Origin of the sequence: Pseudomonas sp. FJ2-5-13 (assembly GCF_029201605.1) — a bacterium.
Lineage (GTDB): Bacteria > Pseudomonadota > Gammaproteobacteria > Pseudomonadales > Pseudomonadaceae > Aquipseudomonas > Aquipseudomonas lactis.
Genome location: NZ_CP104045.1, coordinates 1,849,868 through 1,865,106, shown reverse-complemented (window position 1 = coordinate 1,865,106; position 15,239 = coordinate 1,849,868). Strand labels below are relative to the sequence as shown.

At 61.0% G+C, this 15,239-nt stretch carries 11 protein-coding genes; 4 read left to right on the top strand and 7 right to left on the bottom strand.

Annotation, left to right across the window (positions count from 1 at the left end; translation table 11 throughout):
• Positions 1–51 precede the first annotated feature (51 nt).
• The 3 genes from N2A98_RS08385 (at position 52) to N2A98_RS08375 (ending at position 5,647) form a co-directional block, all read left to right on the top strand.
• On the top strand, positions 52–4,767 hold the full coding sequence (locus N2A98_RS08385; protein WP_275623254.1) for an RHS repeat-associated core domain-containing protein: 4,716 nt from the start codon (positions 52–54) through the stop codon (positions 4,765–4,767).
• Positions 4,764–5,168, top strand: coding sequence for an Imm50 family immunity protein (locus N2A98_RS08380; protein ID WP_044274224.1), 405 nt, complete (start codon positions 4,764–4,766; stop codon positions 5,166–5,168). Before N2A98_RS08385 ends, N2A98_RS08380 begins: the two co-directional genes overlap by 4 nt.
• Positions 5,169–5,284: 116 nt before the next feature.
• Positions 5,285–5,647, top strand: coding sequence for an Mpo1-like protein (locus N2A98_RS08375; protein WP_003189844.1), 363 nt, complete (start codon positions 5,285–5,287; stop codon positions 5,645–5,647).
• A 9-nt stretch (positions 5,648–5,656) separates the two neighbouring features.
• Here the strand turns inward: N2A98_RS08375 and N2A98_RS08370 are convergent, their stop codons facing one another.
• The 3 genes from N2A98_RS08370 to N2A98_RS08360 all read right to left on the bottom strand — a co-directional run bounded on the left by N2A98_RS08370 (position 5,657) and on the right by N2A98_RS08360 (position 7,626).
• Positions 5,657–6,454, bottom strand: coding sequence for a thioesterase family protein (locus N2A98_RS08370; protein WP_275623253.1), 798 nt, complete (start codon positions 6,452–6,454; stop codon positions 5,657–5,659).
• Positions 6,455–6,543: 89 nt separating this feature from the next.
• On the bottom strand, positions 6,544–7,305 hold the full coding sequence (locus tag N2A98_RS08365; RefSeq protein WP_275623252.1) for a CHAD domain-containing protein: 762 nt from the start codon (positions 7,303–7,305) through the stop codon (positions 6,544–6,546).
• A 42-nt stretch (positions 7,306–7,347) separates the two neighbouring features.
• Positions 7,348–7,626, bottom strand: coding sequence for a hypothetical protein (locus tag N2A98_RS08360; RefSeq protein ID WP_003189839.1), 279 nt, complete (start codon positions 7,624–7,626; stop codon positions 7,348–7,350).
• 216 nt (positions 7,627–7,842) lie between these two features.
• Here N2A98_RS08360 and N2A98_RS08355 point away from each other — a divergent pair, with 216 nt between their 5' ends.
• Complete coding sequence (locus N2A98_RS08355) at positions 7,843–8,880, top strand: patatin-like phospholipase family protein (protein ID WP_078802764.1); 1,038 nt, start codon at positions 7,843–7,845, stop codon at positions 8,878–8,880.
• Positions 8,881–9,003: 123 nt separating this feature from the next.
• Here N2A98_RS08355 and N2A98_RS08350 read toward each other — a convergent pair whose 3' ends face one another.
• The 4 genes from N2A98_RS08350 to kdpB form a co-directional block, all read right to left on the bottom strand.
• A complete protein-coding gene (locus N2A98_RS08350) occupies positions 9,004–9,693 on the bottom strand; it encodes a response regulator (RefSeq protein WP_044274219.1) in 690 nt (229 codons plus the stop codon).
• A 138-nt stretch (positions 9,694–9,831) separates the two neighbouring features.
• The gene (locus N2A98_RS08345) at positions 9,832–12,474 is read right to left on the bottom strand and encodes a sensor histidine kinase KdpD (RefSeq protein WP_047710379.1); all 2,643 of its coding nucleotides are present in this window, start codon (positions 12,472–12,474) and stop codon (positions 9,832–9,834) included.
• 127 nt (positions 12,475–12,601) lie between these two features.
• Positions 12,602–13,147 (bottom strand): potassium-transporting ATPase subunit KdpC, encoded by a 546-nt coding sequence (gene kdpC / locus N2A98_RS08340; RefSeq protein ID WP_044274217.1) that lies wholly within the window; start codon positions 13,145–13,147, stop codon positions 12,602–12,604.
• Positions 13,148–13,174: 27 nt separating this feature from the next.
• Positions 13,175–15,232: a potassium-transporting ATPase subunit KdpB gene (gene kdpB / locus N2A98_RS08335; RefSeq protein ID WP_179119735.1), complete on the bottom strand. Its 2,058-nt coding sequence runs from the start codon at positions 15,230–15,232 to the stop codon at positions 13,175–13,177.
• Positions 15,233–15,239 lie beyond the last annotated feature (7 nt).

Below are 15,239 nucleotides of genomic sequence, written 5' to 3'. Positions count from 1 at the left end.
GGGAGTGCAGATGGCGGTGTTCGTTAAAGCCCTGGTGGATGGGGCTGTCTCTTGATCTCGGTGCTGGCCAACCTGGTACTGGTGCCCCTAGATCCCGAAGCGCCGAAGGTTGAGCGCGTATTCGCGGATTTCCGCACCTGCCTGAATACCTTTGATAAGTGGACCGACAGCTTTTTAAGTGGTTCGACACTTAGCGTGGAGCAGGTATTCAAGGTGGGAGAACAGGTCGCACTGGTCGCGCCGGCTTCTTCCAAAAAACCCAGTCGTACGGTCGCTCAATGCAAAGCCCAGGGCGGGCTGACCTTGGTGCATCTGTTCGAAAGCACGCAGTTCGTGCCCATCGGCAACACGCCCGTGAGGCTGCAAGCCGTTGCACAAGACAGAAGCCCCATAGGTGCGCCACTGCATCGCACCATTGGCCCCAGCGGCATTCTTGAAGTCAACGACTGTACCCGCGACCAGACGTACGAAATCACCTTTTACCCCAACGTTTCCAAGGCTCACGTCCAGGCGCTGTATGCGTCCTATGAGTCTGTGATCGCCGGGCTGGAAGCGGATTTGCGCAAGGCCTGGGCCGAGCACTTCAAGCCTCGATGGGCGGACTTTGCCAAAGCGCCCGCTTACAAGCGCAGTGCGTTACAGGGCATGGCCTTTGCTGCCGGGCTTGGCAGCGCGCTTTATAACCTGTGGGACAACATCACCGAGCTGTACGACCTACTCGCGAATCTCAAATCCAATAGCGAGAAGCTGCTGAAATACCTGTCCGAAGCCGAGCTGAACGCGCTGCTCACGCTGGGCAAAGACACGCTGGCCAAGGGTTTGCTGGTGCTCAGTGATGAGCCGCTGTTGTTTATCTACCTGTCGGCGCTGGTGGCCTGGGTACGCATGCTGCCGCCACCCGACATGTACGAACTGCTGGGTGAAATCACCGGCGAAGTCTTGATCAATCTGTTGCTGATCTGGGCCACGCGAGGCATTGGGGTCCAGCTGCGCCTGGGTGCGCAGACGCTCAGTCACGTCAAGTCCGGGCGGGCGCGGGCGTTGTTGGACATGCTGGCCAAACACGTCTCGGGGCCTCGGTTGGAGATGCATGTTGAGACCGCCAAGCCGGTGTTGCTGAGCAGTGCGGCGACGCCGGTCAAGGCAGTGCCGGTGGTGCCGTTGAAGGCGGGTGACACGATGGTTTCGAATCCGGTGCCGATGGTGCGCGGCAAGACCCAGCGCACAACGTTGGTCCGTCAGGAGCCTGTCGATGATGTGCCGGCTGTGGCTTCGAATCCTAAAGGAGATGCGGCGGCTTCTGCGGATAAAACGGTCACTCACGGTTGCCCGGTGTCGATGGTCACCGGCGAGGAGTTGCTGACCCTTACCGACGGCGCGCTGGATGGGATCTTGCCGTTTGAATGGACGCGGCTGTACCGCACCAGTGCGGTGGAAGTCGATTGTGGGTTGGGGTTTGGCTGGAGCCATGCGCTGGCCCATCGGCTGGTGGTGTCGGGCGATTCAGTGGTGTGGACTGACCATGAGAACCGCTCGACTGCCCTGCCCTTGCCCACCGACTCTCGGCCCGCGATCACCAATAGCCTGGCGGAAGCGGCGATCTACTTGGGTTCGGCGCCTGACGAGTTGGTGTTGGCCCAGGCCTCGCGTTTCTATCACTTTCGCGATGGTGTGCTGACAACCATCAGCGATGCGTATGACAACCGCCTGCGTCTTTTCCGTGATCGTTCAGGGCGGATTGAGCGGCTGGATAACGGTGCGGGCCGTTCGCTGCTTTTGCGTTATGAGCTGGATCGCATCGTCGCGGTGGATTACCAGGTGCATCGCGCCAAAGGGCGAGAGCCCTACGTGTGGGAGACCGAGCAGAACGTTGTTTCCTACGCCTATGACGAACACGGACGACTGGTCTGCGCGACCAATGCTGTCGGGGAAAGCGAGCGTTATCGGTATGACGATCAGCACGTCATTCTTGAACGCCAACTGGCCGGCGGCGCGAGCTTCTTTTGGGAATGGGAACGTGCTGGCAAGGCAGCACGCTGTGTTCGGCATTGGGCGAACTTTTCGCAGATGGACACGCGTTATGCCTGGGGCGATGACGGGCGCGTCACCGTGCATAACGCCGACGGTAGCCAGGAGGTGTATGTCCATGACCAGCGGGCGCGGTTGGTGCAGCGCATCGATCCGGACGGCGCTCAGCATTACAAATCCTACGATGACCAAGGCCGGCTGACCGTCGAGCAAGACCCGATGGGCGCGGTGACGGCCTATCAGTATGACGACGCCGGACGCCTGGTGGCGCTGTTTCCGGGGGATGATGAGCCGACGTCCTACGAGCATAACAATGGGTTCGTACGGGTTGTAAGGCGTGGTGAGGCAGTCTGGAAATATGAGCGTAATGACCAAGGCGATGTCATTCGCAAGACTGACCCCGATGGCCATTCGACTGACTACAGCTACAACAAACAGGGGCAACTGACTGGGGTTTGGTATCCCGACAGCAGTTGTCATCGGCTGGTGTGGAACGAGCGCGGGCAGTTGCTTGAGGAGCAATTGCCCCATGGCGGGATCAAGCGTTATCGCTATGACGATCTGGGTCGACAGATTGCTCGTGAGGATGAACACGGCGCGCAGACCGTTTATGAATGGGACAGCGTCGGTCGGCTGATTCGCCTCGTCTTGCCGGGCGGTGGTTGTAGGGAGTTCAGCTACAACCCCTACGGCAAAATCATCGCCGAACGCGACGAACTCGGCCACGTCACCCGCTACGAATACGCAGACGGCCTGCACCTGATCAGCCGCCGCCTCAACGCCGACGGCACCCAGGTCAAGTACCGCTACGACAACGCCCGGCTGCTGCTCACCGAGATCGAAAACGAAGCCGGCGAAACCTACCAACTCGACTACCACCCCAACGGCCTGATCCGCCAGGAAACCGGCTTCGACGGCCAACGCACCGCCTACGCCTACGACCTCAACGGCAACCTGCTGGAAAAGACCGACTACGGCGACGATGGCAGTCAGCTAATCACCCGCTACGAGCGCGACCACGCCGGGCGCCTCGTAAGAAAAACCCTGCCCGACAGCAACGTTGTCGACTACGCCTACGACCGCCAAGGCAACCTCCTCAGCGTCGAAGACGGCCACTGGGCGCTGGCCTACGAATACGACCGCCAAAACCGCCTCACCGCCGAGCACCAAGGCTGGGGCACCCTGCGCTACGGCTACGACGCCTGCGGCCAGCTGAAAAACCTGTGCCTGCCAGACAACAACCGCGTCACCTTCAACCACGACAAAGGCGGCCACCTCGCCACCGTCGAACTCAACGGAGAAGTGCTCACCTCACATCTCTTCAAAAGCGGCCGCGAACACCAGCGCCAGCAAGGCCAACTGCTCAGCCACTACCACTACGACGATCAACACCGCCTGCATGCCCATGCGGTGACCCAGCAACAGAACCACCTCTACCAACGCCAATACGACTACGACAAAGCCGGCAACCTCACCCTCCTGCTCGACATCCGCAAAGGCGAACACCTTTACCGCTACGACCCGCTAAACCGACTGACCCGCGCCGACCACTCGCAAGACATACAGGAACGCTTCGGCCACAACCCCGCCGGCAACCTGCTCATGCAAGACCGCCCCGGCCCCGACATCGTCGCAGCCAACCGCCTGATGATCCAGGGCGACCGCCATTACGACTACGACGCCTTCGGCAACCTCATCCGCGAACGGCGCGGTAAAGGCCAGCAACTCGTTACGGAGTACCACTACGACTGCCAGCATCGGCTAATCAGCATCACAAAGCCGACCGGCGAAACCGCCAGTTATCGCTATGACCCATTTGGGCGGCGCATCAGCAAGACCGTGGAGGGCAAGACCACCGAGTTTTTCTGGCAAGGCGACAAGCTAATTGCCAAACACCATGCAGAGCGCCATCGCAGCTATCTCTACGAACCCGACAGCTTCCGACCACTAGCCCTGCTGCAAGGCTTCGGCCCACAGGCCACAACGCCCTACCACTACCAACTCGACCACCTCGGCACCCCGCAGGAACTCACCAGCCCCGAGGGCGAAATCGTCTGGTCCGCCCACTACCACGCTTACGGCCAGATAGCCCGACTAGACGTAGGCAAAGTCGACAATCCGCTGCGCTTTCAGGGTCAGTATTTCGATCCGGAAAGCGGACTGCACTACAACCGCCATCGCTACTACAATCCGGATATTGGTCGTTACCTGACACCGGACCCGGTGAAGTTGGCGGGGGGGATCAATGGGTACCGGTATGTGCCCAACCCTACCGGGTGGGTTGATCCTCTAGGGTTGAGCGCAAATTGTCCTGGCTCAGGAAAGAAAAAACCGCTCTGCTCTTTGCCTGCAGAACCGGATATACCCGATGTCTCTCGTAAAGGGGCGTTCAGGCAAGCAAAAAGGGATGCCAATGTACCTATGACTCAAAACCCCGATGTGATGACACACCCGAGCTCAGGAAGAACGACACAGTACAAAATAGAAAAAATGACTGATTTGAATGATGACAATATATTGGATGAAAGCGGTAGAACCATAAATTCAAGGGTTTATCAATTCACGAGAGCAGATGGCTCTAAGGTTCTTATTCAGGACCATTCTGCCGGGCATAAATTCGGCAGACCAGACGGCATAGGTGACCAAAAAGCGCATTTCAATTTGCGACCAATAGACAAGCCTCGAAACGGAACCGTGGACGGCGGCAAGGACCATTACAACTTTAGGAGAAGTCGATGAAATACTGGAACGAACTTGATCATAATATTTTTTTTGAAAAAATTTTTAGCACGCCTGTAGAAATCGGCAAAATTGCTCTTTTTTCTTTGCAAATAGAGAATGATCGACCTTCTGTGGGATTAGGATTCGACATACCCGAATTTCCAGATAATTTGCCAAAAAAATGGGAAGGGAAAGGCTATAACACCTGCAGAATGGGCATCGATTGTCATGGCATTCGCGAATTAAAAATACACAACATCCCCATTAGAGAGGTGTTTCTTGTTGATATCTCCAAGCAAAATGATCTTTTTCATTTCCAAGCAAAGAATGAAAGCTCTCTAATTGAATTCAAGGCTAAATTCATTTCACTTTGCGATCCGAATGTATACATTAATGGTCCAGACGATTATTTTTTCTAGATAGAATAAAAATCGCGTAATTACTATGACCCCCATAGCCAGCCCCAATTCGCCACCCCGCCCACCTCAACCTAGACTCTGTTCAAGTTGTTTAAACGGACAGAGGATTCACCACCATGGGCAAACGTCACCCCAATCTCCCCGCCTGGCAATGGCGTCAGTACCCACAGAACCATCAGCACCCAACCAACCTGGCGTTGCACCTGATTGCCGTGCCGCTGTTTATCGTCGGTTTTCTGCTGATCGTTTCGGGCGTGTTCAGCCTGAGCCTGGCCAGCTTCGCGGTCGGCGTGATTGGCATTGTCGCGGGCCTGGCGTTGCAGCGTCATGGCCATAGCCTGGAGGCCCAGGCCAGTGAGCCGTTCAGCGATCGTAAAGATGCGGTGCAGCGCCTGGTGGTCGAGCAGTTCGTGACTTTCCCGCGCTTTGTGCTCAGCGGTGGCTGGTGGCGCGCCTGGCGGCAGCGGCACCACCACTGACCGGCAGGTTCAGGCGAACACCACCACAGTCTGACGGCTAAGGGCGATCAACTCGCCGGTCGGGCTCCACAAGGCAGCGGCAGCGTGGCCGTAGCCGTCGCGGGCGTGTTCGATGTTGACGTGGTACTGGCACCAGTCGAGGGTGGTCAGGTCTTGCAGCGGCTGGATGAACTCGATGGTCCAAGTCAAGGTACTGCCCGGCGCGGGCTTTTTGAGGTGTGGCAGTAGCGCCGGTGGCCAGGCGTCGACCAGGGCGAGGATATGCGCCTCGGTCAGTGGTTCTTCTTTTACATCTCCGCGCAACCGTACCCAACCGCCCATCTCGCGGGATTTATTGCCGGTAAACGGCAGGCCACCCACACTCCAGCGCATTGCCAGATGGCGCATGAATTCGGGGGTAACACCCTTGATATAGGGCAGCTCCTGGCACTCATCCCAGTGTTTGAATACCGGTGGCGGCTCACTCGCCACATCAATCTCGGAGGGGCGAGAGGCGCCAAAACTGGCCTGGACCAGGGTCGCCACTTCACCGTTCTGCACCACGCGCCCCAGCAACTGGCTGACCGCCTTGCCTTCGCGCAGCACTTCGACCTGGTAACTGGCGGGCACATCCGGCGTTACCGGGCCGACAAAGGTGACTGCCAGGCAGCGCAGCGGTCGATCCGCCGGCACCTGGGCACGCAGCGCCTCGTATTGCAAGGCAGCGACCAGGCCGCCAAAGGTGGCCCGGCCCTGGGCCCATTCGGCAGGAATGGTGACATCCAGAGGATTGCTACGGGCAGCATCGAGCAAATCACTAAAGCGCATGGCGACCTCACATCAAGTAAATCGTGGAGGAATCTTAACCATCGAATTCGGCAGGCACAGCGCCCATTCCGGCCAAAAACCGGACCGGTTTAAAAACACTCGGCGCTAAGTTTATCCAGCACGCGGTCGGCCTTGCCTTGCGCCTTGAGCATGGTGCGCTGCCATACCGCTACGCAGGGTTGCAGGTCTGGCTCATGGCCGGCCTGGGCCAGCCATTGCCAACAGTCATGCCAATCACCCAGGGCGCTCTGGGCTTTTTTCAAGTGCGACAGGGCGTTGGGGGGTAATTTGTCCAGCTCCGGATACGCCTCGGCGGCATAGCGCACACGCTTGATCAGCAACCGCAGCCGGTGGCGATCATGATCGGGATCCTTCAGGGCCTCATCGAGTCTCTGCCATTGCTTGGCCAGGCGTTTCTGGATGCGCGGGCGCAAGCCCTTGAGCAGTTTCTGGTGCTGGGACGCGCGGATAAACCGTGGGAATGCATCCAGGATCAGCAGCAAGTGCGCCAGCTCCGGGCTTTGCGCCACCTGGCGATAAGCCTCGGGCTGCAGACGCAGGCGCCGATCAGCCGCGTCGTGATAACCGTGCTGATGCAAATACGCCGCCAGCACCTCTCGGTCGCGTAGCGGCGTAGTCAGTTGGCCAACCGTGCTGGCGGCCAATTCAAGCTGTTCGACACCGGGCAGCCCGCGCAAAGGCCGCAACAGGCTGCGCAGGCGGCGTACCGTGGTGCGCAAATCATGCAGGGCTTCATCGTCAGTGACGGCGGCGAGGCGAGCCTGGCAGCTCAGTAACCCTACTTCCAGGCCAATGACCTGAGCGACTAACTGATTGACCAACGCTGACATCCTGCCCTCACTTTCCGATGAAAAATCCTACCCGCCGCTGGGTCATCGCCCGGCGCGAGACTCACGAATGTAGAACCGCGCCTTTTCGGCCTTGTTGGAGCAGCCCTCGAACGCTTCGAACTGCTGCTGAGTCTTGGCGCCAGTCAACAGCGACAAAGCCTTGGAGTAGCTGACAGTGCCGGCAAAACCTTCGGCCTTGGCCAGGTCCAGTTCTTTCCAGGCGGCGTCCAATTGCGAGCCGCAGCTGTCGCGATACGCGGTTTTCCCGGCACAGCCAGCCAAGGCCAACACGATCACAGGCACACAGATCCAGGCTTTCATTGATGACACCTCAAATATACAAATTCAGTCGTAGCCTGTAGACGTTGCCTACAGGGAAAAGTGCCTTGTCCTTAGCCTGAAATCAGTAGTACCTATTGCCAGAGCATACCCGAGCCTGATCGCCAGCCTGGAAAAATATTGCGCGCTGTCAGCAAGGATTGAAGCAGGCCCCTTGATGGGTGCATTGTGGGCCCCTGTTTTGCGAAGGATCTGGCCATGAAGAAACGTGTTGCCTTAGTGCTGGGCTCCGGTGGGGCCAGGGGCTACGCCCATATCGGGGTGATCGAAGAAATCGAACGACGCGGCTATGACATCGCCTGTATCGCCGGCTGTTCCATGGGCGCCGTGGTGGGAGGGATCTACGCCGCCGGCAAGCTCGACGAGTACCGCAACTGGATTGAAAGCCTGGACTACCTCGACGTATTGCGCCTGGTGGATGTGAGCTTTCGCCTGGGGGCGATTCGTGGTGAAAAGGTGTTCGGGCAAATCCGCAAGATTGTCGGCGATATCAATATCGAGGAGCTGCGCATCCCCTACACCGCCGTCGCCACCGACCTCACCAACCAACAGGAGATCTGGTTCCAGGAAGGCTGCCTGCACCAGGCCATGCGCGCCTCGGCGGCGATCCCTAGCCTGTTCACACCGGTGATGCAGGGCAACCGCATGCTGGTGGACGGCGGCCTGCTCAACCCGCTGCCCATCGTGCCGGTGGTGTCGAGCCATTGTGACTTGATCATCGCGGTCAACCTCAATGCCACCAACCAGAAGCACTACCAATTGCCGGTGATCCAGCGCCCGCCCGCGTTCAAGAGCCGCTTCAACAGCCTGGCCAAGTCCCTGGGCTCGCACCTGCCGTTTCGCCGCAAGCAGGCCGAGCAGTTGATGAAGCTGGAACAAGAAGCCTTGCAGGCCCAGGCCGCTGAAATCAACCCGTGGCTGGAGTCTGCCGAACCCGAAGCCCAACAACCTGCCGCGGCGCCGGAGAAAGCCGGCGCACCGAAGTCAGCCACCGGCTCGTTCATCATCGACAACGTCGGGCCTGCATCGCTGCTGGACCTGATCAACCAGAGTTTCGAGGTGATGCAAACCTCCTTGGCGCAATACAAGATCGCTGGATACCCGCCGGATGTGCTGATCAACGTGCCGAAGCGGGTGTGCCGGTTTTTCGAGTTCTATAAAGCGCCGGAGTTGATTGCTTTAGGGCGGGAGATTGCTCGGGATACGTTGGATCGGTATGAGAGTGAGCAGAGTTGAGCGTGGGGTTGTTGCTGATGGCCTCTTCGCGAGCAAGCCCGCTCCCACATTTTGACCTGTGAATACATTCAAAATGTGGGAGCGGGCTTGCTCGCGAAAGGGCCGGCCCAGACAGCGATAAACTCAAGCACTCAGCAACCGATACCCCACCCCCGCCTCAGTCACGATAAACCGCGGCTGGGTCGGATCATCCGCCAGCTTCTGGCGCAGGTGCCCCACCACGATACGCAGGTAGTGGCTGTCCTCGGTATGGGTTGGGCCCCAGATATCCTTGAGCAATTGCTGCTGGGTAATCACCCGCCCCGGATGCCGGGCCAGTTGCGCCAGCACTGCGTACTCCTTGCGGGTCAGCGCCACCTCGGCACCGTCCAGCAGTACGCGACGATAGGCCAGGTCTACGGTCAACGGGCCAAAACTCAAGGCGGCTTCCTGGGCCTCGCCCGCTGGTGCCTGGCGCAACAGCGCACGCACGCGGGCAAGAAACTCCTGGATGCCGAACGGTTTGGTCACGTAGTCATTGGCGCCACCGTCGAGGGCCTCGACCTTCTGACCTTCGCTGGCCCGCACCGACAGCACCAGCACCGGCACCGTGGACCATTCGCGAAACTCGCGCAGCACCTGTTGGCCGTCCATGTCGGGCAGGCCCAGGTCGAGCACCAGTAAATCCGGTTTGCTCAAGGCCGCTTGGGCCAGACCTTCGTTGCCGGTGCCGGCTTCGATCACCTTATAGCCTTGGGAAGCCAGGCTGATGCGCAGGAATTTGCGGATCTGGGGTTCGTCATCAATGACAAGAATCGTCGCGGTCTGGCTCATGGTGTCTCATCAAAACCCATTAAAAAATCCCCCCCTGTAGGAGCGAGCTTGCTCGCGAAAAACTTCTAGGCACCGCGTGCATTCAGGGCGCCATCATTATCGTTAACGACCTTCGCGAGCAAGCTCGCCCCTACAGGGTTATTCCAAGGCAGGTTGTGTCGGCAATGGAAGAAACAAGGTGATGCAGGTGCCCCGCCCGTCAATGCCATCGGCCACGCTGATATGCCCACCGTGCGCGCCGACCATGCCCTGGCAGATCGCCAACCCGAGGCCGGTGCCCTGCCCGCCTCGATCACCGCGGGCGGCGGTGTAGAACATGTCGAAGATCTTCGCACGCTCCTCCTCGGGAATCCCTGGCCCTTCATCCGCCACGGCAAAAAACAATTGCTCATCCTGCACGCCCGCGCGCAACTGCAAGCGGCCCTGGGGCGGCGAAAACCGTGCGGCGTTTTCCAGCACGTTGACCAAGGCCTGCTCGATCAACGCCGCATGCACATACAACAAAGGCAGTTCCGGCGGCACATCGGTGCTCACTTGCAACGGCGCCAGCACGGCGCGCAATCGCCCAAGGGCACTGCCGACGATGTCGCCGGGCGACACCCAATCGCGCGCCAGTTTCAGCGCACCGTGGCCCAGGCGTGTCATATCCAGCAGGTTCTGGATATAGCGGTCGAGGCGCTCGGCTTCATCGCGAGTGCCTTCGAGCAGTTCGCGGCGATCCTCCAACGGGATGGCTTCACCGAGGGCCAGCAGGCTGTCGATGCTGCCGCGCATGGACGTCAACGGCGTGCGCAAATCGTGGGACACCGAGGCAAGCAAGGCGCTGCGCAGTTGTTCGGTTTCGCCGTGCAGGCGCGCCGATTCCAACTCCTGCCCCAATTGTGCCCGCGCCAGCGCCTGGGCCAGCGGTTGGCTCAACGCGGTGAGCAAGCGACGACGTTGCCCGCTCAATTCCAAGCCAGGCTTGGCACTGACACCCAGTAACCCCAAGGGCCCCTCTTCACCCGACAACGGCCACCACCACCAACGCCCCAACGGCAAGGTGCCGGTGCCCATGCCGGCCGGCTGATCATGCTGCCAGGCCCAATCGGCGGCGGCGCGTTCGGCTTCGGTGAGGGTCAACGGGCCACCGGTCTCGACCTTCCAGCCGCCCTGGCCGTCGCGATTGACCAGGCACAAGTCGAGGTCGTTCCAACCTTGCAGATGGTGGGCGGCGGCGCTGATGACGGCTTGGCGGTCGGTGGCGGCGGTGAGCTTGCGCGACAGGTCGAGCAGCTCGCTGGTTTCTTCCTGGGTATCGCGCAACGCCTGCAACTGGCGGCGCTGGCGTGCGGCGAGGTTGCCGGTCAACGCCGCCATCAACAGAAAGAACAACAGGGTCAGCACGTCTTCTTCGCGCTGGATGGCGAAGGAAAAATTCGGCGGGATAAACAGAAAATCGTAAGTCAGAAACGACAGCGCCGCACACACCAGGGACGGCCCCAGGCTACTGCGCACCGCCACCAACAGCACGGCGGCGAGAAACACCAACGAGATGTTCGGCAGCGCCAGGGCACTTGATACGGCCCAGGCCACTGCGGCAGCGGCGAGGGTCGCCACCACCGCCAAGGCGTAATCGAACCACACCAAACCGCGCACATCGGGCAGACGTGGCGGTGCAGGCATGTCATCGCTGTCGAGGACGTTGATTTCCAAACCGCGGGCATTGCGTAACAGGCGTGCGGCCAAGCCGCCACCGAACAGGCGCCGCCGCCAGCGCATCCGCGACTGCCCCACCAGCACCAGGCTGGCGCGGCGTTCGGCGGCATGCTGGATCAGGGTCTTGGCCACTTCCCCAGCGCGCAGCAACACCACTTCGCCGCCCAACCGCTCTGCCAGTTGCTGGGCGTTTTGCAAGCGCAGGCGCGATTGCTCATCCCGCGCACGGCCGTTGTCGATGTGCACCAGGCTCCAGGGTAAATGCCGACGCTGGGCCACGCGGCTGGCATGACGCACCAGGCGTTCAGCTTGGGCATCGCCATCCACCCCGACCAGCAAGCGCCCGCGCACCGCCGGCGCGGCCTGGCCGAGTTGGCGGTAGCCCTGGGCCAGGTCGTCATCGACATGGGCGGCGGCGGTTTGCATAGCCAGCTCGCGCAGGGCCATGAGGTTGGTCTGGGTGAAAAACGCATCGATGGCCGCACGCGCCTGCTCGGGCACATACACCTTGCCGTCACGCAGGCGCTCGAGCAGCTCGCGAGACGGCAGGTCGATCAGCAGCAGTTCGTCGGCCTCTTGCAGCACCCAGTCCGGCAGGGTTTCGCGCACGTGCACGCCGGTGATGCCGCGCACTTGGTCGTTGAGGCTTTCCAGGTGCTGGACGTTGACCGTGGTGAACACGTTGATGCCAGCGGCGAGCAGTTCCTGGATGTCCTGCCAGCGCTTTTCATGGCGGCTGCCGGGGGCGTTGCTGTGGGCCAGCTCGTCCACCAGCACCAGTTTTGGCTTGGCGGCGAGCAGGCCGTCGAGGTCCATTTCTTCGAGCATCACGCCACGGTATTCGCTGCGCAACAGTGGTTGTTGCGGCAAGCCGCTGAGCAAGGCTTCGGTTTCGGCGCGGCCGTGGGTTTCGACCACCCCGGCGATCAGGCGCACGCCCTGGCGCAGTTGGGTATGGGCGGCCTGGAGCATGGCGTAGGTCTTGCCCACACCGGGCGCAGCGCCGAGGAAGACTTTGAGCCGGCCACGGCCGTCCCGGGGTAGATCGGCTAACAGGGCATCGGCGCGGCCGGCGTCGCTCATGCTCGGGGGTTCCTTCAGGTATTTATAGAGGGTCTTCAAGGCCGTCATCGCGGGCAAGCCCGGCTCCCACAATGGAATGCATTCCAAATGTGGGAGCCGGGCTTGCCCGCGATGGCGGTCGCAAGGCTTACAACGTTTCCAAAGCCATGTTCAGGGCCAGGACGTTTACTACGGGCGGCCCTACCAACGGGCTTTGGATGTGCTCATCCAGCAACCGCTGCAAGGTCGACACTGGCACATTTCGCGCCGCCGCTACTCGCGCCAGTTGATAGGCAATCGCCTGCGGTGGCAAGTGTGGATCAAGGCCACTGCCGGAGGTGGTCAGCGAGGCCAGTGGCACCGGGCCCTGGCCAGGCACTGACTGTTTGCCGGCATCCTCGATTATGCGGGTCGCCAAGGCCGGATTGCTGGGGCCCAGGTTACTGGCACTGCTGGACACGGTGGCAAATGCACCGGCTGAAGGGCGTGGGTGAAACCAGCTATCGCCGGTAAAGTCCTGGGCGATCAGACTGGAGCCGCGCACCTTGCCGCTGGCGTCGCGTACCAGGCTGCCGTTGGCTTGGTCGGGAAAGGCGACTTGCGCCACGCCGGTGACTACCAGCGGGTAGGCCACGCCGGTGATCAGGGTCATGAGTACCAGCAGGCTCAGGGCTGGGCGGATGATGTTTGTCATAGTCAAATCCTCAATAAATCGGCCAGGTCAAACCAGGTGCAGCGCGGTCAGCAGCATGTCGATGGCCTTGATGCCCACGAACGGCACCAACAGCCCGCCCAGCCCGTAGATCAGCAGATTGCGCCGCAGCAATGCCGCCGCACTCGCCGCCTGTACGCGCACGCCGCGCAGGGCCAGCGGAATCAGCACCACGATAATCAGCGCGTTGAACACGATGGCCGAGAGGATCGCGCTCTGCGGGCTCTGCAAGTGCATGATGTTGAGCACGCCCAGTTGCGGGTAGATCGAGGCGAACAGCGCCGGCAGGATCGCGAAGTACTTGGCCACGTCATTGGCGATGGAGAAGGTCGTCAGCGCGCCACGGGTCACCAGCAGTTCCTTGCCGATCTGCACCACGTCCAGCAGCTTGGTCGGATCGCTGTCGAGGTCGACCATGTTGGCGGCTTCGCGCGCGGCCTGGGTGCCGTCGTTCATCGCCATACCAACGTCAGCCTGGGCCAGCGCCGGGGCGTCGTTGGCGCCGTCGCCACACATGGCGACCAGGCGACCATCGTTCTGCTCATGGCGAATACGCGCAAGTTTCTTCTCTGGCGTGGCTTCGGCCAGCACGTCGTCCACCCCCGCTTCAGCGGCAATCGCGGCGGCGGTCAGCGGGTTGTCGCCGGTGACCATCACGGTGCGAATCCCCAGCTTGCGCAACTCGGCAAAACGCTCGCGAATACCGGGCTTGACCACGTCCTTGAGATGAATTGCCCCCAGCAACTTGCCATCGGCGCACACCAGCAAGGGCGTGCCGCCGCTTTGGGCGATCTTGTCGATTTCCCGCGACAGCGCAGGCAGCAGGTCGCTGCGTTGCTGGCCGATAAACGCCAGCAGCGAGTCCACCGCGCCTTTACGGAACACACGGCCCTGGTAGTCGACACCGGACAAACGGGTCTCGGCGCTGAAAGGGACAGCGGTCAACGCCTCCAGGCTCGGCTCGGCCTGGGGGTGCAAGGCGCGCAGGTATTCAACGATGGACTTGCCTTCCGCCGTGTCATCGGCCAAGGACGCCAGCAGCGCGCCTTCGGCCAATTCGCGGCCGCTGACGCCAGGCGCCGCGACCACAGCCGAGCAACGACGGTTGCCGAAGGTGATGGTGCCGGTCTTGTCCAGCAGCAACACATGCACGTCGCCCGCCGCTTCCACCGCGCGGCCGGACTTGGCAATCACGTTGAGGCGTACCAGGCGGTCCATACCGGCAATCCCGATGGCCGACAACAGGCCACCAATGGTGGTGGGGATCAGCGTCACCAGCAGTGCGACCAGGAACACCAGGGGCAAGCTGCCATTGGCAAAGTGGGCGAACGGCTGCAGGGTCACGACCACCAGCAGAAAGATCAGGGTCAGGCCGATCAGCAGAATATCCAGCGCGACTTCGTTGGGGGTTTTCTGGCGTTTGGCGCCTTCCACCAGCGCGATCATGCGGTCCAGGGTGGACTCGCCCGGGTTGGCGGTGATGCGGATGAGCAGCCAGTCCGACACCAGCCGCGTGTTGCCGGTGACGGCCGAACGGTCGCCGCCGGACTCGCGGATCACCGGGGCGGATTCGCCGGTAATCGCCGCTTCGTTGACCGCCGCAATCCCTTCGACGACCTCGCCGTCACCGGGGATCATCTCCCCGGCGGCAACACGTACCACATCGCCCTTGCGCAGGCTGGTGGCCGGTATCATTTTGAAGCTGCCGTCAGCCTCCTGGCGACGCGCGCTCAAGCCTTCGCTGCCGGCCTTGAGGCTATCGGCACGGGCCTTGCCACGCCCCTCGGCCAAGGCTTCGGCGAAGTTGGCAAACAGCACGGTGAACCACAGCCACACGGCGATTTGCACGGCGACAAACGTTGGAACGGTGGTATCGGGCACAAAGCACAGCACGGTGGTGAGGATGGCGGTCAGTTCGACCACCAGCATCACCGGCGAGCGTTGCAGTTGGCGTGGGTCCAGCTTGACGAAGGCCTGGACCAGCGCTGGGCGCCACAGCGCGGAGATTGCGGTTTTGGCGGGCTCCTGGGGTTTGACCGGGGCCGCGTTTTTTGCAGGCATATTCATTTTCATA

Coding starts and splice junctions, on each gene's coding strand:
- N2A98_RS08345 (WP_047710379.1), bottom strand. CDS start 12,474: ATGAGCGACGCCGGCCGCGCCGATGCCCTGTTAGCCGATCTACCCCGG.
- N2A98_RS08360 (WP_003189839.1), bottom strand. CDS start 7,626: ATGAAAGCCTGGATCTGTGTGCCTGTGATCGTGTTGGCCTTGGCTGGC.
- kdpC (WP_044274217.1), bottom strand. CDS start 13,147: ATGACAAACATCATCCGCCCAGCCCTGAGCCTGCTGGTACTCATGACC.
- N2A98_RS08370 (WP_275623253.1), bottom strand. CDS start 6,454: ATGCGCTTTAGTGATTTGCTCGATGCTGCCCGTAGCAATCCTCTGGAT.
- N2A98_RS08355 (WP_078802764.1), top strand. CDS start 7,843: ATGAAGAAACGTGTTGCCTTAGTGCTGGGCTCCGGTGGGGCCAGGGGC.
- kdpB (WP_179119735.1), bottom strand. CDS start 15,232: ATGAATATGCCTGCAAAAAACGCGGCCCCGGTCAAACCCCAGGAGCCC.
- N2A98_RS08380 (WP_044274224.1), top strand. CDS start 4,764: ATGAAATACTGGAACGAACTTGATCATAATATTTTTTTTGAAAAAATT.
- N2A98_RS08350 (WP_044274219.1), bottom strand. CDS start 9,693: ATGAGCCAGACCGCGACGATTCTTGTCATTGATGACGAACCCCAGATC.
- N2A98_RS08375 (WP_003189844.1), top strand. CDS start 5,285: ATGGGCAAACGTCACCCCAATCTCCCCGCCTGGCAATGGCGTCAGTAC.
- N2A98_RS08365 (WP_275623252.1), bottom strand. CDS start 7,305: ATGTCAGCGTTGGTCAATCAGTTAGTCGCTCAGGTCATTGGCCTGGAA.